This window comes from Mesorhizobium sp. WSM4842 (genome assembly GCF_055901575.1).
The window spans coordinates 4,006,095-4,025,252 of the sequence record NZ_CM148372.1 but is presented as its reverse complement, the minus strand read 5'-3'; the positions used below and the strand labels follow the sequence as shown (position 1 = coordinate 4,025,252).

The following is a 19,158-nucleotide window of genomic DNA, read 5'->3' as shown; positions in this document are numbered from 1 at the left end:
TCACGCAGGATGGCGGGCAGGCGGATGCTGATGCTCGGTCGCGTCGCGCAATGTCATCGCGGCTTCGGTCCGGTTGCTCACATTGAGCTTGGCGAGAATCCGCGTCATGTGATGCTTTATGGTTTTCTCGTGCAGGTTTAGCTGAAGACCGATCCGCTTGTTGCTTAATCCCGCGGCAACGAGCGTCAGGATCTCTCTTTCGCGGCTGGTGAGTTCGGCCAGCACGTTGGCTTTCGCGGTCGCGGTTGACTGGGTAGACAGGTCGACCAACACGCGCGCCGACAATTGCGGGCAAACATACCGTTCGCCCATCGCCACCGTGCGCAGTATGGCGGCCAGCGTTCTCGACCCGACACCCTTCAGGACATAGCCTCTTGCCCCGCTCTGCAAGGCGGTCATGACGTGCTGGTTTTCCTCCGAAACGGTCAGCATCACGATTTTCAGATCCTGATGCCGCTCCAGAGCCGGTTCGATCGCGCTGAGGCCCCCACCAGGCACCGAGATGTCCATCAGGAGAATATCGAGCTGCTGGTCTTCCGATATCCGCAAGGCGTCATCTCTACTGCTGCCTTGGGCGACGATCTCGAACCCGCCGATCTGCTCGAGAGTGCGCACGACGCCCTCCCTGAACAGCGGATGGTCGTCGATGATGGCGAGCTTTATGGCCGCTGCCATCACGCCTGTCCTATTTCAACTATGTTGAGAATCATTTTCACCTCCGTGCCATTCTGTGAAGATGTTACAGCAAATTGGCCGCCGAGGCTTTCTACCCGCTCACGCAGCCCGATGAGCCCCAGCCTTTCAGGGTGGATGATCTTCGGGTCGAAACCTGGGCCGGTGTCGGAAACCTCGATAGAAACGCGCTCCCCGTCGAAATGTTTCGCGACCGATTGACCGGCACCCCCGGCGTGACGGAAGCCATTGTTCAGCGCCTCCTGAATGAAGCGAAAGATGCAGATCTTGGCCGCTGGTGACAAGGGTGTGTGCCCCCCGGTCGTGGACAGCATCACTTTGACGCCGGTTCGCTCTTCGTGCGCTCGCACGGCAAGCTCGAGGATTTCCGTCAACTCGGCATTCTCGACATGCGGCAGCATGAGGCCCTTGCTGACATTCCTGATTTCTCGCATCGCATCGTCCAAATTGGCTTTGACTGCCTGCAATTCCCGTGCGCGCGCCGCTGACGGCGCGGCAGGATCGGCAAGCACGGGGCTGTCGATCCCTAGCGCAGCGAGGGCAACCAGTTGCGCCGGCCCGTCGTGCAGGTCCGCGCCGATCCGCCTGAGGTAACGTTCGTTAAACGCCGTGGCGCGCTGCGAAGCACGCTGCACCCGCAGTCTCAACATTCTGTTTTGAACAACCAGATCGGAAAGTTCGGCAATGCGCTGCTTCAATGAGCGGCTCTGGGAACGAATCGTGCGGCTGCCACGAAAAACGATCGCCGAGAGACCGAGGAAGAAAATAGCGGTGACGGCTGCGACATCGAACCAGGTCCGAACGAGTGCCTGCCGGAGGTCCTTTTCAAAATCGGTGGCGATCTCGTCGAATTCCAAAACAGCCACGACTTCGCCCGACCACGGCTGAAGCATCGGATTATAGATTTCAAGAAGATGCAAGCCGCTGTCCCTCTCAGCCTGGTTATCATAGTGCCTGTCCAATTCAGCAACTATGTCGCCTGCGAATGCGGCCCGGAGATTGTCGCTGAGTGGAAAGCGCTTCCCGACCAAATTTTTATTGGTTGAATAGAGGATGGTGCCGTCGCGGCGCCAGAGCTTGAAGGATTCGAGCCTTGTGCCGAGCGCGCCTTGTCCCAGCGTTTCATCCAGCGCGTGGGCAACGCTCTCGTCGAGCACTTCGCTCCTGCGCATGTCGGGGAGCAGCGGCGCGATAACGCTGTCGACGTAAAGGGCGGTCGCAGAAGCCGAGTTCCGGGTGACCGCGGCTTCTATCTGGCTTGTCACGGAAATTCCCACCACGATCATCGCCGACAGCGAGAATAGCCCGCCGGCGAGCAGAAACTGAGTGGCCAGCGACAGTGCATTCCATCGATCGATCAGTCTTGTCGCTCTATATGGCGCCATATCCCCAACGGCCCGGTCGGCGGCGCGTCGCACCAGCGGCATGATTCGAGAGAACCGGCCAATCTGTCGTCGAACGACGCTAAGCGACGCCATCTTTGATCTGCAACTGATCAATCGCTAGGGAACTTAGGGCTTTACGGGCTGGACGGAAACCGCAGCCGACGGTTTTTTTGCGTAAAACTCCACTGCCTCGTTGAGAGAGGCAGCAAGCCATGACGCGCCAACTCCGATGCTTTCGATCCTTCGGCACAGATGGTGCAACGCCTGATCGCCCGCGCGGCGGAAGATGCGGCGGGTTTTTCACTTCCGGTCGCGCAAGGCTCTCACTGCTTGAGTAAGGGTCATCCGATCGTTGCCGTTCTTTTTGATCAGCTTACTGACCTGGCTGGGCGAAACGCCATTTTCTCGTGCGAAATGTTCCACCTCGTAATACTCGTCGACCGACAGGCGGTCGTGGTCGAGGAAGTCTCGATTGCACTTGTTGTCGGCCATTTCCTTTCTCCTGGCGAAGCCTAACACGGGGTCTGAATGTCGGTTGGAAACAGGCTGGATGAGGGTGTTGGACACTCCTCTCCTTGAACTCCTCCCATGAACTTGCGGCGAACGAGTGCGAGCGGTCGCGGTTCCGCGCGGATCGATAGCCGGACCCATGCGCGCGGCAGGTCAGACTTAAGTCCAATGGCAGGGCCTCTCGGATCGGACCGAAGCCCAGCCAAGGAACATTTGCAGCGGCCTGATGTTTCAACGAGTCTGGCGCGAAGATGATGCCAAAAGAGCTCAGCTAAAGTCACATAAAGGAGGCAACTATGAATATGCGACTTTCCACTGTAGCCGCGGGGTTTCTCCTACTGGCAGGTATAGGCGCCGCGTCCGCCCAGGACGTGATTATCGCGCCTGAACAGGAGACCGTCATCAGGGAATATGTGGAAAAGCAGCCGCTCGCATCGGTGAAGATCCCTGGGGTGGAACTCAATATCGGCTCAACGCTGCCCGATACGGTCGAGCTTCATGAAGTTCCCGACGTCGAATACCGCTATGTCGTCGTCGACAATCAGACCGTTATCGTTGATCCAGGCACACGCAAGATCGTCAAAATCATTCGGTGACCTGAGCGAGAGGGAGGAGACGCCCGCCGCTTCGAACGAGCGGCGGGCGACTGTGCTATGGGCAGTGTCAAATGCGAACAATCAGCAGACTTTTCGATTCCCACGACCAGGCAGCGCGTGCCGTTGCCGCGCTTCAGGCGGCAGGAATTTCTCACGAACAGATCAGCGTCATCGGACCTTACGACGACGAAATCGGCGCTGTCCTCAGCGGTCCTGGCGGTGCCGCGCTTGGCGCGGCTGCTGGTCTGTTAATCGGCCTGGGTGCTTTTGGAGCCACCGGCATTGATCCTGTCGGAGCAGCGGCTGGCATGGTCCTCGTCGGTGCGGCCTGTGGCGGCTTTGCTGGCAGGCTTCTCGGGGCATCTGCCGATCTTGCCAAGAAACCGGGTGAGCCGAACGTTGTACCAGGCGTCATTTTTGTGATGGCGCATGTCGATGAAAACCAGGCCGATACCGCGCAGGCAGTGCTCGAAAATCCCGTTCACGTAATGCAGCTCGTGGCCACGGTCGGGTGAGATGTGTCGGGTTGCACTTCTCGCTGAGCCATCAGTTTTCCCTCTGACGGTTCACGAGACGGGAAGCGTCTGCTCGACCAGATTGACGTAGTAGCGCAACACGGTCGGCACGATCTCGTCATTGAATACGTAGCGATCGCCATGCAGCCCCTCGCCGGGACCGACATCGCCGACCCCGATCCACGCGTAGCAGCCGCCTGCCTCGCGGATCATAAAGGCGAAATCCTCGCAGCCGAGGCTCGGGCTGAACTCGGTCGTGACGTTCTCCCTGCCGACGGCGGCGGCGGCCGCCTCGACGGCGCGGGCCGTGGCAATCGCCGTGTTGATGAGCGGCGGATAGCCCTTCTTGTAGTCGAGCGTGGCCTTGAGCGAATGGGCTGCGGCAATGCCCTGGGCGATCTCGCCGATCAGCTTCTCGCAATGATCGGAATGACCGGGCTCGAAAAAGCGGCAGGTGCCTTGCAGCCAGACCTTGCCAGGCACGATGTTGCCGACATTGCCGCCATGGATCTGCGTGAGGCTGACAACCAGCGCGCTTTGCGGATCGACCGAGCGGCTGACAATGCGCTGGACGGCCTGGACAAAGGCGCCCGCGGCCAGGATCGGGTCGTCGCCGAGCTGCGGCATGGCGGCATGCGCGCCAATGCCCTCGAAGGTCAGCTCGAAATTGTCGACGGCGGCCATCTGCGCTCCAACGCGAGCCGCGATCGTCCCCAGTCTGACGCCCGGCCAGTTGTGGACGGCATACATGGCCTCGACTGGGAAACGCCTGAACACGCCGTCTTCGATCATGCGCAAGCTGCCGCCTTCGTTTTCTTCGGCTGGCTGGAAGATGAAGTAGACGATACCCTCGAAGGCGCGGGATTGGCTGAGCAGTCTGGCCGCGCCGAGCAGCATGGCGGTGTGGCCGTCATGGCCGCAGGCGTGCATTATGCCCTCATTCCTGGAGGCATAGGGCAAGCCGGTCCTCTCGACGACCGGAAGCGCGTCCAACTCGGCGCGAAGACCGATGGCGCGCGTGCCCGTGCCGCTGCGCAGGACGCCGACAACCCCAGTGCGGCCGATCCCCTCATGCACCTCATCGAAGCCGAAGGCGCGCAGTTTCTCGGCAACGAAACGTGCCGTTTCGTTCTCATCGAATCCGAGTTCGGGATTGGAATGGATATGGTGGCGCCAGGCTATCACCTCTGGCATCAAGGCGGCGATGGGGTCATTATGCAGCACGATGCTCTCCTTCCACCGGCAAAGGGCGGTTTGATCCGGGATCACGATTAGAAGATCGCACAAGAGGCGTCTTGAACCAGATTGACCGCAGCAGAGAGAAAGACGTGGACGCGACCGAGACCAGGAAATACTGGCGCCATCCCTGCTTCCCGGACCTTGGCCTGTTCAAGGCGCGCTTCACGCAGCACCGTTATGAGCTGCACACGCACCCAACCTATGTGATCGCGCTGATTACTTCTGGCTGCGAACGCATCCGCATTGGACGCCACAACGTTCTTGCTCCGGCTGGTACCATTGCCGTCGTCAACCCCGAGGAGTGGCATGACGGGGAACAGGGTGCGGATGAAGGCTGGGCCTACCGGACGTTTTATCCCTCGGTGCCGCTGATGGTGGGGCTCGCCCGCGAGTTGGGCGGAGATGGCGCTCCGATCTTCTCGCACGCGATCATCGAGGACAGCGATCTCGCCGAAGCGTTGGCGGCGGCGCATGAAGGTTCTACGTCCCAGGACGCAACGAAAGCCGAGGCGTCGCTGCTCGTCGCCTTGAGGCATCTCATCGTTCGGCATGGCGATTGGAGCGGGCGAACCGAAGCGATCGATAGCTCGGGATCGCGACAGAGGTTCTCGCTCTACGAGGATCTTGTCGAAAGCGAACTTGGCTCGCAGCTCGATCTGCAGCGGTTTGCCGACGCCGGGCGCGTCACCCGGTTCCAGGTCATCCGGGATTTCAAGAAAGCGATTGGCCTGACGCCCGCGGCCTATATCCGCGACCGGAGACTGCGTCGCGCCAGTTCCTTGATCGAACAGGGGCTCGGCCTCGCCGATGCCGCGATTGCGGCAGGTTTCGCCGACCAGAGCCATCTTTCCCGCACGTTCCGGGCGACGCGCGGCATGACACCTGGCATGTATAGGAGAGGAGGCTGAGTGCTCCCAAAGGAGACGCTTGCGCGCGGAAATTTGCTGCGCGATGGTGAAGTTGGGCTTGGGGGGAAATCATGCGAAAAATCCTGGTATCGACGACGCTGCTGCTCGCGGCAGCCATTTCCGCAACCGCCGCGTACGCGCTGGACGCCAGCGGCACCCCGGTTGTCGTGACCCCGCTTGCCTCGCGCACCGAGACGGCGTCCGGCCAACCGATCACGCTGCCGCAGAAAAACGTGCAGGTCCTGGTTTCGTCCTTTGAGATTGCGCCGGGCGCGACCTTGCCGGTCCACAAGCACCCGTTCCCCCGCTATGCCTATGTCCAGGGTGGGACGCTTCAGGTCACCAATGTCGAGACCGGCAAGAGCACCACATACAAGTCAGGCGATTTCATCATCGAAATGATCGGGCAGTGGCATCAGGCCACCAATGTCGGCGTCGATCCGGTCAAGCTGCTGGTCATCGACCAAGTCGAAGAAGGCACCAAGAACACAGTGTTGCGCCAGTAGCTGGCAACAGTCGTGGCTGCCAGCAGGCTGCTCACTTCGCCGCCGCGCTCACCCGGTCCGCGGCAGCGGCCAGCACGGCGCGGTCGCCCTCCTCGTACAGGCGGCGGACGGCGATGGCGCTGACGCGCCAGCCTTCGGGCGTCCGCACCAGCCGGTGGAGATAGCTGGCGCCGACCGTCCAGACCCGTGCGTCGATCCAGTGGCTGGCGCGGACATGGCTGCGCGCAACCGCATCGTTGCCCCCGCCTTCGACAACGATGTTGGTGATGAGGTGCTGGGTGGCGTCGAAGCCCGGCAGCAGGCCTTGCCACTGAGCAATCAACGAGTCGCGGTCGCTGGTCGCCGCCTCGCCACCGAAAAGGCTCGTATAGTCGGTCGTGACGCGGGCCGCGAGATAGGATTTGACCCGGTTCCATTCGCGCAAATCGGCATAAAGGCCGATCCCCGCCACTGCCTCGGCGATGGCGGTCCTGTCTTCGACCGTCAGCGCAGCCGTGGACTGCGTGGTGCTCAAGGCCGGCGCACAGCTGGCGGTAGACGTCGCGGCGAAAACTGCCGAGGCCAAGACGTGCCGGCGGGTGACGGGGCTCATTGTCCTGCCTCCCCTGCACTGCTCAGCATGGCGCGGAAATGCGCGGCGACGGCATCGGTCGCCGCCTCCACCGGCGCGGCGCCGTCGTAGAAATCGAACTGGGTCACATTGTCGAGCCACAGTTCCTGCTTCGGCCCAGTCAGTCGCGCGTAAAATTTGTGCGCACCCTGCGGGATGGCAGCCGCCTCGCTATGCACCATCAGGAAGGGCTGATGCAGGCGCAGAGCAGCCTGGATCGCGTCGAATGTCAGCCAGCCGCGCCAGAAGGCCGGATCGGCCTCGTTGCGCCAGGCCGGGATCATGCCGCGATCGGGCTCGGTGTAGTAAGGCACCTTGAACATGATCGCCCGCTGGTCGGTCAGGCTGGCGGCGGGCAGGAATGCCGGCTTGCCGGTGCTGCGATACGCAGCCTCGGCCGCATTGCCCGCGGCTTCAAGCCTGGCGACCCCGTCCTTGCCGCCATAGGTCTGCTCGACCACCTCGGCATCGTGCAGCCAGGGCGCAACGAGGGCGACCGACTTGATCGCGGCATCTTTAGCGGCGGCAGTGACCATGTAGCCGGAGCTGGCGCAAATGCCGAGCCCGCCGATGCGGTCCTTGCTGACCTCGGGCCGGGTTGCGAGATAGGCGACCGCCGCTTCGATGTCGGCGATCTTGGTGCCGGGATCCTCGTATTGGCGACGTGCGCCGCCGCTTTCGCCCCAGCCGCGGAAGTCGAAGGTCAAGGCCACGAACCCGCGGTCGGCCATCTCGCGGGCGTAGCGGGCGGCCATCTGTTCCTTCACCGTCATCCATGCGCCGGTCACGACCAGCGCGGGCCGAGCTTTCGCCGGGTCCATATCCTCGGGCAGATAGAGATCGCCGACGATCTGCTCGCCGTGCGAGGCGAAAGTGACGCGCTCGACGCGCGGTGCGGCGAAGGCGCTGGAGCCGAGCGCGACGGCGGTTGCCGCGGCTAGCGTCAGGATTTTCAACATCGCAAGTCTCCTTTTGCTTGGAGCGAGAAACGCGGCGCGACGGATTTAGGAAGGCCGCCGTCTCAGCGGTCGTCCGCCAGTCGGCCGGGCAGTGGCTTCAGCGGGTAGTGTGCCCAGTAGAAGGCGTCCGACTGGTACATGTCGGTCAAGAAATTCTGTGCCTCGGCGATCTTGCCGTCCTTGATGCGAAACATCAGGGCGTAGAGCTGGTCGATCTCAGGACCTGAGCCGACGTTTGACCAGCCGCGATGGATGTCGACGACGCTTCTCGCCTCAGGCGCGCTGGTCAAGGTGCTGGAGCCTTTCTGTCCCACCTACGAACCGCTCCACCTCTATTATCCCAGCCGCCGTCTCGTCCCGCCCAAGCTGCGAGCCTTCATCGACTTCGTGCGCGCGAATGCCCACAATTTGCGGATCTGATGCGCCGCTGCGAAAACCGACATGTGCCGCGGTGCATATCGGCGAACCGGCTCATCCCCAGGCGCCGACCATCTGCCTGGTGGCGGCGTTGAGGCGGTTGAAGGCGTTGATCAAGGCAATCTGGACCACCAGTGCGGCAAGCGCCTTCTCGTCATAGTGCCGGGCGGCCTCGTCCCAGATCGCGTCCGGCACCGGGTCCGGCCGATCGCAAAGCCGGGTTGTTGCCTCGGCAAGCGCAAGAGCCGCGCGTTCAGCGTCGGTGAAATAAGGCGTCTCCCGCCAGGCGGACACGTTGAAGATGCGCTCGTCCTTTTCGCCGGCCTTCTTCAATTCGCGCGCATGCATGTCGATACAGACGCTGCATCCGTTGATCTGGCTGGCGCGCAAATGGACGAGCTTGCGCGTCACATAGGGCAGGTCAGCCGTTTCCGTCGACTTGTCCAGCGCGAGCAGCGCCTGCAGGGCGCCGGGAATGAGAAGCACCGGGTTTTTCAGTCTTGCTTGCATGGCGGTCTCCTTGTTTTGCCGATTCCGGATGCCAATCATCCGGGTTTTTGGTTTTACTGTTCCGTTCGTCCTGCGGGTCGGATCGGAGAGGGTTCGAAGAAATCATCGGCCGCGCTGTCCACGCCAAAACCCATAACCCGTTAGCTATGGATTTACCCATAACTCATTGGTTATGAGTGTGTCAAGCGGGAAATTGGCGGCAATGCAAACGGCAGCGATCCGTCGCGTTGAGCCAATAATTCCGGCTTTCGCGGCAAGGAGCCCGATGCTAGGGCTGCACGTCTTGAATCCGCAACGGATCGCCCTGTGACCGACACCGAACGCCCTCGCCTGCCGCTGATCGAAATCTGTGTCGAAGGCATAGATGGCCTGCTCGCCGCGCAAGCCGCCGGCGCCGACCGGGTCGAGCTGTGCGCCAGCCTGGTCGAGGGCGGCATCACGCCGAGTTTTGGCACGGTGCGCGCAGCCCTCGAACTCGCGACGGTCCCGTTCCACGTCATCGTGCGGCCGCGCGGCGGCGATTTTCTCTACAGCGATGCTGAATACGGTTCGATGCTCGCCGATGTGCGCGCGCTGAGCGAGCTTGGCGTGGCCGGCGTCGTCGTTGGCTGCCTGAACGCTGACGGCACCATCGACGAAAAGCGCATGAGCGAATTGGTGCAGGCGGCAGGGTCCTTGAACGTCACCTGCCACCGTGCCTTCGACATGACGCGCGATCCGGCCGAGGCGCTGGAAGCGCTGATCCGCAGCAAGGTCGGCCGCGTGCTGACCAGCGGCCAGCGCGACACCGCATTGGACGGCGTTACCCTGCTGGCGGAACTCGTCCGGCAGGCGGGGAAGCGCACCATCATTCTCGGTTGCGGCGGGCTCGACCCCACGAACATCGCCGAGGTGCGGGAAAGATCCGGACTGACTGAAATGCACTTCGCCGCACTCAAGGACGTGCCGAGCGCCATGCGCTACCGCAATCCGCATGTCGGCATGGGCGGCACCGACCTTGACCGCGAATACCGCAACACGGTGACCGACGCGGCGCTTGTGGCTGCGACGATTGCGGCGGCGCGAGCATGATCCCGAAGGAAGCAAGCATTTGACGCAAGCACGGTTGCCGATCGAAAAAGTCTCGCCGCAGGACGAGCCCGCCGTCCTCGCCCTCAATAACGAGCACGCGACCGAGCTGTCGTGGCTTGGGCCGGAACGCCTGTCCTTCCTGCTCTGCGAAGCGTTTTATGCCCGCCGCATCGGCGCGCTCGAAGCCTTCATCATGACCTTCGACCAGGACGCCCGCTACGACAGTCCGAACTTCCTGTGGTTTCGCGAGCGCTACCAGCGCTTCGTCTATGTCGACCGTGTCGTCGTTGCGGAAGAAGCGCGTGGCCGCGGCCATGCCCGCAGGCTCTATGAGGATCTATTCGACGATGTCTTGCGTGCCGGCCAGACCATCGTCACTTGCGAGGTGAATGCCGACCCACCCAACCCGGCCTCGGATGCCTTTCACGCCGCACTCGGCTTTGTCGAGGTCGGCGACGCGGTGATCCACGGCGGCAAGAAGGCGGTGCGCTACTATACCAGGCAGATCACCGGCTGAGACGACAGCCCTACCAGTTGCGGTTCAGCCAGCCACGGGCCGGCTTTTCGATGGACCGGCAGATTCAGGCGTTGGCGGCAGCCACTGCGCGCTTGGCCATCACCGCGATCAGATTGGCGCGGTAGTCGGCCGAGGCGTGGATGTCGCTCATCAAATTCTTCGCCGAAATCTTCATGCCGTCGAGGGCGGCGGCCGTGAAACTCTTGGTCAGCGCCGCCTCGATTTCCTTCGAACGGAAGACGCCGTCGTCCCCGGCCCCGGTGACGGCGACCCTGACGCCATCCTTGCTCTTGGCCACGAACACCCCGACGATCGCATAGCGCGAGGCTGGATTGCGGAACTTTTCATAGGCCGCCTTGGCCGGCGCGGTGAAGGTCACGGCGGTGATGATCTCGCCGTCTTTCAGTGCCGTCTCGAACAGGCCTGTGAAGAACTTGCCGGCGGCGATCTCGCGCTTGTTGGTGACGATGGTAGCGTCGAGCGCCAGCAGTGCTGCCGGATAGTCGGCCGCCGGATCGTTGTTGGCGATCGAGCCGCCGATCGTGCCCTTGTAGCGTACCGCCGGATCGCCGATCCGGGACGCCATATGGGCGAGCGCCGGACACGCCTTCTTCAGCTTCTCGTCGCTGGCGACATCGTGATGCGTGGTGGCGGCGCCGATGGTGACGGTCTTGCCCGACACCTTGACGCCTTGCAGTTCCTTGATCCGCGACAGGTCGACCAGGTCGGAAGGCGCGGCAAGCCGCGTCTTCATCGCGGGGATCAGCGTCATGCCGCCCGACAAGAGCTTTGCATCGCCGCTCTTGAGCAGCTTGGCGGCCTCAGTGACGGAGGCGGCGCGGTGATAGTTGACTGAGTACATTTGTCTTTCTCCCTTCGGGGGAAAGGAGCGAATAGGGAGTAGTGAGTAGCGAATAGGGCCTATCCCTTCGCACGCTGTTTGTTCCCTATTCGCTACTCCCTATTCGCTATTTGCTTATCAGTGTTTCGTCGCCCGGATCGCTGCCCAGACCGTGGACGGCGATGCCGGCATGGCGATATCGGTGATGCCGATGGCGTCGGTGATGGCATTGATCACTGCCGGCGGTGAGCCGATGGCGCCGGCCTCGCCGCAGCCCTTGATGCCGAGCGGATTGCCCGGGCACGGTGTGTTCGAGGTCGAGACCTTGAACGACGGCAGATCGTCGGCGCGCGGCATGGTGTAGTCCATATAGCTCGCCGTCAAAAGCTGCCCGCTGGCGTCGTAGCGAGTGCCCTCCAGCAAGGCTTGACCGATGCCTTGTGCGACGCCGCCATGCACCTGGCCTTCGACGATCATCGGGTTGATGATGTTGCCGAAATCGTCGGCCGCGACGAACTGGACGATCTCGGTGACGCCGGTCTCCGGATCGATTTCAACCTCGCAGACATAGCAGCCGGCCGGGAAGGTGAAGTTTGACGGATCGTAGAATGAGGTCTCCTTCAGCCCCGGCTCCATGCCGCCTGGCAGGTTGTGGGCCGTGTAGGCGGCAAGCGCCATCTGGAACCATGGCACGCTCTTATCGGTGCCGGTGACCTTCAACGCGCCGTTTTCGATGACGATGTCACCCTCGTCGGCCTCGAGCAGATGGGCGGCGATCTTCTTGGCCTTGGCCTCGACCTTATCGAGCGCCTTGGCGACGGCCGACATGCCGACGGCGCCCGAGCGCGAACCGTAGCTTCCCATGCCCATCTGCACCTTGTCGGTATCGCCATGGACGATCGAGACGCTGTCTATCGGCACGCCAAAGCGCTGGCTGACCAGCTGCGCGAAGGTCGTCTCATGGCCCTGGCCGTGGCTGTGCGAGCCGGTCAGCACCTCGATGGTGCCGACGGCGTTGACGCGCACCTCGGCACTTTCCCAAAGGCCGACACCCGCTCCAAGACTGCCGACCGCCGCCGACGGCGCCAGGCCGCAGGCCTCGATATAGTTGCTCATGCCGATGCCGCGCAGCTTGCCTTTCTTGGCGGCGGCGGCCTTGCGCTCGGCAAAGCCGGCATAGTCGGCAGCCGCCATCGCCGCGTCGAGCGAAGCGGCATAATCGCCGGCGTCATAGTTCATGATGACCGGCGTCTGGTGCGGAAACGACGTGATGAAGTTCTTTCGGCGAAGCTCCGCCGGCGACACGCCCAACTCGCGTGCGGCGGTCTCCATGGTGCGTTCGAGCAGATAGGTGGCTTCCGGCCGCCCTGCCCCGCGATAGGCGTCGACCGGCGCGGTGTTGGTATAGACGGCACGCACATTGGCGTGGATCGCCGGAATATCGTACTGGCCCGATAACAGCGTCGCGTAGAGATAGGTCGGCACGCAGGACGAGAACAGCGACATGTAGGCGCCGAGATTGGCGATGGTGTCGACCTTCAGCCCGGTGATCCTGTTGTCTTTGTCGAAGGCCATCTCCACTGTCGAGACATGGTCACGGCCATGGGCGTCGGTGAGAAAACTCTCGGTGCGGTCAGCAACCCATTTGACCGGCACGCCGGTCTTCTTCGAGGCCCACAGGCAGATGATTTCTTCCGGATAGATGTAGATCTTCGAGCCGAAGCCGCCGCCGACATCCGGCGCGATGACGCGCAGTTTGTTTTCAGGCGCGACATTGTAGAAGGCGCTCATCACCAGGCGCGCAAGATGCGGGTTCTGCGAAGTCGTCCAGCACGTGTAGTGATCCTCGGCCTTGTCGTAATAGCCTAGTGCGGCACGCGGCTCCATGGCGTTGGGCACCAGCCGGTTGTTGACGATCTTCATGCGGGTGACGTGGGCAGCGGCCTTGATCGCCGCATTGGTCGCGGTGCTGTCGCCGAGCTCCCAGTCGAAAATCAGATTGCCTTCGGCTTCCGGATGGATCTGTGGTGCGCTCCTTTCGAGCGCCTTCGGAGCATCGACGACTGCCTTCAGTTCTTTGTAGGTGATATCGACTGCTTCGGCCGCGTCGCGCGCCTGGCCCTTGGTTTCGGCAACCACGACGACCACCGCGTCGCCGACGTAGCGGACCCTGTCGAAGGCCAGCGGCGACCACGCCCCCATCTTCATCGGCGAGCCGTCCTTGGAATGGATCATCCAGCCGCAGATGAGATTGCCGATGCCGTCGGCCTTGAGCTCCTTGCCGGTCAGCACACCGATGACGCCCGGCATCGCCTGGGCCTTTTTGACATCGATCTTCTTGATCTGTGCATGCGCGTACGGGCTGCGCACGAAGGCCGCATGCTTCATGCCGGGAACCACCATGTCGTCGACATAGCGCCCGGCGCCGGTAATGAACCGCTTGTCTTCCTTGCGCGCTACACGAGCGCCAACACCTTCAATGCCCATCGCAGAAATTCCTCCCGAATTGCCGAAATAGTGAGTAGCAAACTAGTGAGTAGTGAAAGGAAACCGGCAGTGAGCCATTCAGGCCGAACTACTCACTACTGACTACTCACTCTTCATCTCACGCAGCTTGCCTAGCCTTGCCCTTGGCGGCTCCCTTGGCCATCGTCTGCGATGCGGCGAGGATCGCCTTCACGATGTTGTGGTAGCCGGTGCAGCGGCAGATGTTGCCTTCGAGCTCGGCGCGCACCGTGGCCTCGTCGAGGCCTTCGGGGTGACGGGCAATCATGTCGGTCGCCGCCATGATCATGCCCGGCGTGCAGAAACCGCACTGCAGCCCGTGATGCTCCTTGAACGCCGCCTGCACCGGATGCAGGTCGGCGCCGTCCGCCAAGCCTTCGATCGTCACGATGGTCGATCCGGAGGCTTGCACCGCAAGCATCGTGCAGGATTTTACCGCCTTGCCATCGACATGGATCACACAGGCGCCGCATTGCGAGGTGTCGCAGCCGACATGCGTCCCGGTCAGGCCGAGATTCTCCCTCAAGAAATGAACCAGAAGCGTACGGTCTTCGGCAGTGCCGCTGACCCGCTTTCCGTTCACCGTCAACGATATGTCCGACATGAAACCTCCCTGGGTGCTGCCTTGGTCGTTCTGGCGTCGGTGGTGCCCGAGCCCTCCATCTGTCCGCTATTCTTATACCGCATAAAGCACGGGGAAAAAGTGCCGCGGAATGCCGAGATTGCGAGAATGCAGTTCGTCCGAAAATCCGCCTATTGTACTTTCGGTCACGCAAAGACAGGAAATGGCGCAACGAAGCGAACCACGATCGCCGTGCGAAGCCGCCTTCCGGCCATCAGCGGCCGAGGCTGGCCAAGCCGATTTCAGCCGACGCCGTGTTTTCTGAGAACCTCCTGCTCGTCGCCTGACACCCAGCCAAATATTTTAGGCTCTCCGCCCAGTTTCTGCACGAGGTGGTGGACGTCGAAATCGATCGTGACGTCCGGTCGGTCTTTGCGAGCGTAGGACGACGTCCAGGCGACGTGGGCAACGCAATGATGCCCGTCAATCGGCGAGATGCGAACATCGCGTATTCGCATCGCCTTCGTGCCGTTCGCTCGATAGCGAGCATAGCCTTGTTCCATAACCTGCTTGAGCTGGTCGTCGTTCTTCCGACCATGACGCCGACAGGCGACGCTGCAATGAAGGCGGAGGCATAGACGGATGTCACTTCGTCCATGTCGGCATCGCCGGCGAGGGATTTCTCGAAAAGCTGCTCGTACCTTTCGAATAGCTTCCTGACCTGCGCTTCCATGGATCACGCTACCTTCCGGTGTGGTTTGGATTCGAAGTTTCTCAGCGCTGATGCCGTCAAAATAGCAGAAACTTCAAATCCATCATGTTGGCTCATTGCCAAAGCAGCACTTGAAGACAACAATGACCTCGACGCCGGCGCGCCAGACGCGCACAAAAAGAGCGTCGGAGGAATCGAGGAGGAAGCCGCTGGCCAGTTCAAGCACGCGCTATGCATGCGGCCTATCGGTGCTCACCACGGATGAGCCTGACGCCGATGCGTTCACCCGGGCGGTCGCGGCCGAAGCCGCAGCCATCGATGCCGGCTTCGCCCTGCTGTTTTTCTCCCAGAGCCTTGTCGATGCGGCGGCCCTGTCGGATGCGCTGAAGATCAACGCGCCGGCACTTGCGTATGCCGGCTGCTCCACCGCCGGCGAAATCACGCCGCGCGGTCTGGAGGAAGGCCAGATCCTCGCCTTGCTGCTTCCGTCAGCAGCGTTTTCGGTCGCAAGCACCATGGTCGACAGTCTCTCTTCGTCGGGCATGGACAGGATCACCGGTGAAGTCGGGGCGCTGCGGCGCTCGCTGCAGGGCCGCGTCGGGTACGAACGGTCCAACACCACCTTCGCGCTCTGCTTCATCGACGGGCTGTCCTATGCCGAGGAAGCGGTGACCTCCGCCATCCATTGGGGGCTCGACGATATTCCACTGATCGGCGGGTCGGCCGGCGATGATCTGAAATTCGAGACGACGCGGCTGATCTCGAACGGCAAGGTTACCTCCGACAGCGCCATCATCGTGCTGATCACCACGGAAATTCCTTTCCACGTGTTCAAGACCGACAATTTCGTTCCCACCGACGAGAAGCTGGTGGTGACCGCGTCCGATCCCGATCACCGCACCGTACGCGAATTCAACGCCACCAATGCCGCCGAGGAATATGCCGCCTCGGTCGGCGTCATCCCGCAGATGCTGACGCCGCTGAGTTTCGCCTCCCATCCGGTGGTGGTGAAAGTGGGCGGTGAATTTTACTGCCGCTCGATCCAGAAGATGCACGCGGACGGCTCGCTGTCGTTCTTCTGCGCTATCGACGATGGCGTCGTCCTTTCCATCGCCCAGCCCAAGAACATGGTTGAATCGACACGTGCCGCCCTTAGGGATGTCGAGGAAAGGCTTGGCGGCATCGACATGATTCTCGGTTTCGACTGCGTGCTGCGCAGGCTCGATGCGCGCAACCGGCAGGTCTTTCGAGAGATTTCGGAACTCTACAAGGTCAACAATGTCATCGGCTTCGGCACCTATGGCGAACAGTACCGGTCGATGCATCTGAACCAGACTTTCACCGGCATCGCCTTCGGAGAGCGGCAGGCGGCGGAGTAGGAGGTTGTTATGCCGCTCAGGAACATCAACGACCTGGAGAAGCTGAAGAAGATCAACGCAGCCCTTGTCAGCCGCGTCGAGCGCTCGATGGACCAGCAGGCCAACGCGTTCTCGCTGTTCCAGACCGCGATTTCGCTCGAGAATCGAGTGCGTACGCGCACCGAGGAACTGCATTCGACACTGCGTAGATTGGAACAATCCAACATCGATCTCAGCGCGGCCAAGGAAAACGCCGAACTGGCGAACCTGTCCAAGACCAGGTTCCTGGCAGCCGCCAGCCACGACGTGCTGCAACCGCTGAACGCCGCCCATCTCTCCGTCTCGGCGCTGGCCGAGGTGCAGACCAGCGACGAGGGCAAGAAACTGGTCCGGCAGGTCGAGCGGTCGCTGGAGACGATGGAGGATCTGCTGCGCACCCTGCTCGACATTTCCAAGCTCGACGCCGGCGTCGTGCAGCCCGATATCGGCGACGTCAGCCTGGAAATGCTGTTTTCGTCGCTGCGCTCGGATTTCCTGCCGGTCGCCGAATTGAAGGGCCTGACGCTAAAATTCCGGCCGGTCAACGCCGTCGTGCGTTCGGACCGCACCTTGCTGCGCCGCATCCTGCAGAACATCCTTTCCAACGCGCTGCGCTACACCCGCTCCGGCGGCGTGCTGGTCGGTACCAGGCATCGCGGCGACACGATCCGCATCGATGTCGCCGATACCGGCTGCGGTATCCCCGACGACCAGCGCGAGGCGGTGTTCGAGGAGTTCCACCGCGGCACGATCCCGACCGATGCCGGGCTTGCCGGCGGCGGGTTGGGATTGGGCCTGGCCATCGTGCGCCGCATCGCCGCCGCACTCGGCCATCCCGTGACGTTTTCCTCGAAAGTCGGGCACGGCACGATTTTCCATATCGACGTTCCGGTCGGGATCGGCGCCAGCGTCGATGCCATTGCCAGCACCGCCGACATGGAGCGGCCGCGCGGCTACGGTCTGTTCGGCACAAAGGTGCTGCTGGTCGAGAACGACGTCGAGGTGCTGCAGGCGATGACATCCCTGCTCGAGCGCTGGCAATGCCTGGTGCGCCCCGCCACCTCGACCGATGCTGCGCTCGAGATGCTAGGCGATACGGACTGGGTGCCGGACATCGTCATCGCCGACCAGCATCTCGACGGCGGCGACCTCGGCACCACGACCATCGCCGAGGTCCGCGATTATCTCAGCCGCGCCGTGCCGGCGCTGATCGTCACCGCCGACGGTTCGGACGCCGTTGCTATAGCTGCCCGCGCGGCCGGCATCGAGCTGATGCGCAAGCCGCTGAAACCGGCACAACTACGCGCACTGCTGGCGCACTTGCTGGCTTGATCCCTTGCCCCCGAAGACACGGGCAGAAGACCGCGAGCGACAAGAAAATGGTGCAATCGCGGTAGGGACGCTCATTGCTGAGCGCCCCCCGCACAGAACCGGACGGGCCCGATTAAGGCATCCGTCTCCCACCTTGGATGATTGACGGCGAAGCGCGCGCTGGACCATGGGTGGAGAATGCGCGGTCGCGGCAGCCACTGGCCGACGATCCGCCGCATGCGGTCCCATTTGGTCCGGTCTTTCTGGCTGCGCCGCCGCAGCGCCCGGAGCCAGAGCTCGGTCACGCGGTCGCGGAAGGCGCCGAGGGCGGGGCCGTTGGTCGGGACGGCATGGTAGTTGTACCAGCCGCTGAGGACCCGTTTGAGCCATCGCCCCTGGTCGGGGATCGCTTGGTGCCGGCGCCGCGCGAGTTCTGCCTTGAGCGCACGCAGTTTGGCCTGCATCCGGTCGCGCCGGGACTTCCGCCGGAGCTGGAAGCGGCCCTTGCGCGAGCGGCCACAGATATGCGTGAACCCCAGGAAATTGAGCGTCTCCGGCTTGCCAAGGCCGGCCCTTTCGCGGTTGGCCGCCGCAAAGCGGCCGAACTCGATCAGGCGCGTCTTGTCCGGATGCAGCGCCAGCGCAAACCCCGCCAGCCTCTTGTGCAGGTCCGCCAGGAACCGCTCGGCGTCGGCCTTGTGCTCGAAGCCGGCGACGATGTCGTCGGCATAGCGCACGAGGATGACCTTACCGCGGGCGTGGCGGCGTCGCCACCGATGTGCCCACAGGTCGAAGACGTAGTGGAGATAGATGTTCGCCAGCAGCGGCGAAATCACCGCGCCTTGCGGTGTGCCCGCCTCGCTCGGCGTCTCCACGCCATCCTCCATCACCCCGGCCTTCAGCCATTTGCGGATCAGGCGGATCACCCGCCGGTCGCCGATGCGGTGCTCGACGAAACGGATCAGCCAGTCATGGCTGACCGCATCGAAGAACCCGGCGATGTCGGCGTCCAGCACCCAGTTCACCCGTGCCTGCTCGATCCCGACCGCAAGTGCGTCCAGCGCATCATGCTGGCTGCGCTCCGGCCGGAACCCGTACGAGAACCCGAGGAAGTCTTCCTCGTAGATCGCGTTCAGCACCTCGCTCAGCGCGCGCTGGACAATCTTGTCCTCCAGCGCCGCCAGGCCGAGCGGGCGTTGTCGACCATCGGGCTTGGGAATGAACCTACGCCGCGACGGCCAGGGTCTGTGACCGCGCGGAGCCGGCCTCACGCTCGCAATAGCGCGTGCGACCGTCTCGCCTTCCGCCTGACAGACGGCGTCGGCGCTCCGATTGTACCTTTCGCGGCTCAATGGCTGGCCTATACGCTCCCCTGCCGACGCTTCGTCCCCAGC

Annotated in this window: 21 protein-coding genes and 1 pseudogene; 9 read left to right on the top strand and 13 right to left on the bottom strand. The window is 62.6% G+C overall.

All coding sequences use genetic code 11. From position 1 onward, the window contains the following. From AC0NIE_RS19430 to AC0NIE_RS19420, 3 genes are all read right to left on the bottom strand, one after another. Entirely contained in the window at positions 1 to 675 is a 675-nt protein-coding gene (locus tag AC0NIE_RS19430; protein ID WP_473489237.1) for a LuxR C-terminal-related transcriptional regulator, read from the bottom strand. After that, the gene (locus AC0NIE_RS19425) at positions 675 to 2,078 is read right to left on the bottom strand and encodes a sensor histidine kinase (RefSeq protein WP_473489258.1); all 1,404 of its coding nucleotides are present in this window, start codon (positions 2,076 to 2,078) and stop codon (positions 675 to 677) included. The genes AC0NIE_RS19430 and AC0NIE_RS19425 overlap by 1 nt, the downstream gene beginning before the upstream one ends. 300 nt (positions 2,079 to 2,378) lie before the next feature. After that, complete coding sequence (locus AC0NIE_RS19420; protein WP_123150566.1) at positions 2,379 to 2,570, bottom strand: DUF3606 domain-containing protein; 192 nt, start codon at positions 2,568 to 2,570, stop codon at positions 2,379 to 2,381. 314 nt (positions 2,571 to 2,884) lie between these two features. Here AC0NIE_RS19420 and AC0NIE_RS19415 point away from each other — a divergent pair, with 314 nt between their 5' ends. Both AC0NIE_RS19415 and AC0NIE_RS19410 read left to right on the top strand, forming a co-directional pair. Next, positions 2,885 to 3,184, top strand: a complete 300-nt coding sequence (locus AC0NIE_RS19415; protein WP_473489236.1) for a DUF1236 domain-containing protein — start codon at positions 2,885 to 2,887, stop codon at positions 3,182 to 3,184. A 71-nt stretch (positions 3,185 to 3,255) separates the two neighbouring features. Then, positions 3,256 to 3,699 (top strand): hypothetical protein, encoded by a 444-nt coding sequence (locus AC0NIE_RS19410; protein ID WP_473489235.1) that lies wholly within the window; start codon positions 3,256 to 3,258, stop codon positions 3,697 to 3,699. A gap of 51 nt (positions 3,700 to 3,750) precedes the next feature. On the opposite strand, the gene AC0NIE_RS19405 is transcribed toward AC0NIE_RS19410, so the two are convergent. Beyond that, positions 3,751 to 4,923: a M20 aminoacylase family protein gene (locus AC0NIE_RS19405; RefSeq protein ID WP_473489234.1), complete on the bottom strand. Its 1,173-nt coding sequence runs from the start codon at positions 4,921 to 4,923 to the stop codon at positions 3,751 to 3,753. Positions 4,924 to 5,027: 104 nt separating this feature from the next. On the opposite strand from AC0NIE_RS19405, the gene AC0NIE_RS19400 reads away from it, so the two are divergent. After that, positions 5,028 to 5,846 carry an AraC family transcriptional regulator gene (locus AC0NIE_RS19400; protein WP_473489233.1) on the top strand — a complete coding sequence of 273 codons (819 nt, stop codon included), beginning with the start codon at positions 5,028 to 5,030 and terminating at the stop codon, positions 5,844 to 5,846. Positions 5,847 to 5,917: 71 nt separating this feature from the next. Continuing rightward, positions 5,918 to 6,352 carry a cupin domain-containing protein gene (locus tag AC0NIE_RS19395; protein ID WP_473489232.1) on the top strand — a complete coding sequence of 145 codons (435 nt, stop codon included), beginning with the start codon at positions 5,918 to 5,920 and terminating at the stop codon, positions 6,350 to 6,352. A 31-nt stretch (positions 6,353 to 6,383) separates the two neighbouring features. On the opposite strand, the gene AC0NIE_RS19390 is transcribed toward AC0NIE_RS19395, so the two are convergent. From AC0NIE_RS19390 to AC0NIE_RS19380, 3 genes are all read right to left on the bottom strand, one after another. Continuing rightward, positions 6,384 to 6,944, bottom strand: coding sequence for a nuclear transport factor 2 family protein (locus tag AC0NIE_RS19390; RefSeq protein WP_473489231.1), 561 nt, complete (start codon positions 6,942 to 6,944; stop codon positions 6,384 to 6,386). Next, positions 6,941 to 7,921 carry an alpha/beta hydrolase gene (locus tag AC0NIE_RS19385; RefSeq protein ID WP_473489230.1) on the bottom strand — a complete coding sequence of 327 codons (981 nt, stop codon included), beginning with the start codon at positions 7,919 to 7,921 and terminating at the stop codon, positions 6,941 to 6,943. Before AC0NIE_RS19385 ends, AC0NIE_RS19390 begins: the two co-directional genes overlap by 4 nt. 62 nt (positions 7,922 to 7,983) lie before the next feature. Continuing rightward, positions 7,984 to 8,235 (bottom strand): hypothetical protein, encoded by a 252-nt coding sequence (locus AC0NIE_RS19380; RefSeq protein ID WP_473489259.1) that lies wholly within the window; start codon positions 8,233 to 8,235, stop codon positions 7,984 to 7,986. Between AC0NIE_RS19380 and AC0NIE_RS19375 the strand changes: the two genes are divergently transcribed. Continuing rightward, on the top strand, positions 8,174 to 8,341 hold the full coding sequence (locus AC0NIE_RS19375) for a LysR substrate-binding domain-containing protein (RefSeq protein ID WP_473489229.1): 168 nt from the start codon (positions 8,174 to 8,176) through the stop codon (positions 8,339 to 8,341). The genes AC0NIE_RS19380 and AC0NIE_RS19375 overlap by 62 nt on opposite strands. A 51-nt stretch (positions 8,342 to 8,392) precedes the next feature. Here the strand turns inward: AC0NIE_RS19375 and AC0NIE_RS19370 are convergent, their stop codons facing one another. Beyond that, positions 8,393 to 8,848 (bottom strand): carboxymuconolactone decarboxylase family protein, encoded by a 456-nt coding sequence (locus AC0NIE_RS19370; RefSeq protein ID WP_473489228.1) that lies wholly within the window; start codon positions 8,846 to 8,848, stop codon positions 8,393 to 8,395. Positions 8,849 to 9,154: 306 nt separating this feature from the next. Here AC0NIE_RS19370 and AC0NIE_RS19365 point away from each other — a divergent pair, with 306 nt between their 5' ends. Next, entirely contained in the window at positions 9,155 to 9,919 is a 765-nt protein-coding gene (locus AC0NIE_RS19365; protein ID WP_473489227.1) for a copper homeostasis protein CutC, read from the top strand. A 19-nt stretch (positions 9,920 to 9,938) separates the two neighbouring features. Then, a complete protein-coding gene (locus AC0NIE_RS19360; RefSeq protein WP_473489226.1) occupies positions 9,939 to 10,436 on the top strand; it encodes a GNAT family N-acetyltransferase in 498 nt (165 codons plus the stop codon). 64 nt (positions 10,437 to 10,500) lie between these two features. Here the strand turns inward: AC0NIE_RS19360 and AC0NIE_RS19355 are convergent, their stop codons facing one another. The 4 genes and pseudogenes from AC0NIE_RS19355 to AC0NIE_RS19340 all read right to left on the bottom strand — a co-directional run bounded on the left by AC0NIE_RS19355 (position 10,501) and on the right by AC0NIE_RS19340 (position 15,077). Next, on the bottom strand, positions 10,501 to 11,298 hold the full coding sequence (locus AC0NIE_RS19355) for an FAD binding domain-containing protein (RefSeq protein WP_473489225.1): 798 nt from the start codon (positions 11,296 to 11,298) through the stop codon (positions 10,501 to 10,503). Positions 11,299 to 11,415: 117 nt separating this feature from the next. Further along, entirely contained in the window at positions 11,416 to 13,764 is a 2,349-nt protein-coding gene (locus AC0NIE_RS19350; protein WP_473489224.1) for a xanthine dehydrogenase family protein molybdopterin-binding subunit, read from the bottom strand. 118 nt (positions 13,765 to 13,882) lie between these two features. Continuing rightward, on the bottom strand, positions 13,883 to 14,386 hold the full coding sequence (locus AC0NIE_RS19345) for a (2Fe-2S)-binding protein (RefSeq protein WP_473489223.1): 504 nt from the start codon (positions 14,384 to 14,386) through the stop codon (positions 13,883 to 13,885). Positions 14,387 to 14,646: 260 nt separating this feature from the next. After that, positions 14,647 to 15,077 (bottom strand): annotated as a pseudogene (locus AC0NIE_RS19340) (nuclear transport factor 2 family protein). Between the two features lie 122 nt (positions 15,078 to 15,199). On the opposite strand from AC0NIE_RS19340, the gene AC0NIE_RS19335 reads away from it, so the two are divergent. After that, the gene (locus AC0NIE_RS19335; RefSeq protein WP_473489222.1) at positions 15,200 to 16,435 is read left to right on the top strand and encodes an FIST N-terminal domain-containing protein; all 1,236 of its coding nucleotides are present in this window, start codon (positions 15,200 to 15,202) and stop codon (positions 16,433 to 16,435) included. Positions 16,436 to 16,444: 9 nt separating this feature from the next. Beyond that, positions 16,445 to 17,785, top strand: coding sequence for an ATP-binding response regulator (locus AC0NIE_RS19330; RefSeq protein ID WP_473489221.1), 1,341 nt, complete (start codon positions 16,445 to 16,447; stop codon positions 17,783 to 17,785). 71 nt (positions 17,786 to 17,856) lie between these two features. Here AC0NIE_RS19330 and ltrA read toward each other — a convergent pair whose 3' ends face one another. Beyond that, positions 17,857 to 19,116, bottom strand: a complete 1,260-nt coding sequence (gene ltrA, locus AC0NIE_RS19325) for a group II intron reverse transcriptase/maturase (RefSeq protein WP_473489219.1) — start codon at positions 19,114 to 19,116, stop codon at positions 17,857 to 17,859. Positions 19,117 to 19,158: the final 42 nt, after the last annotated feature.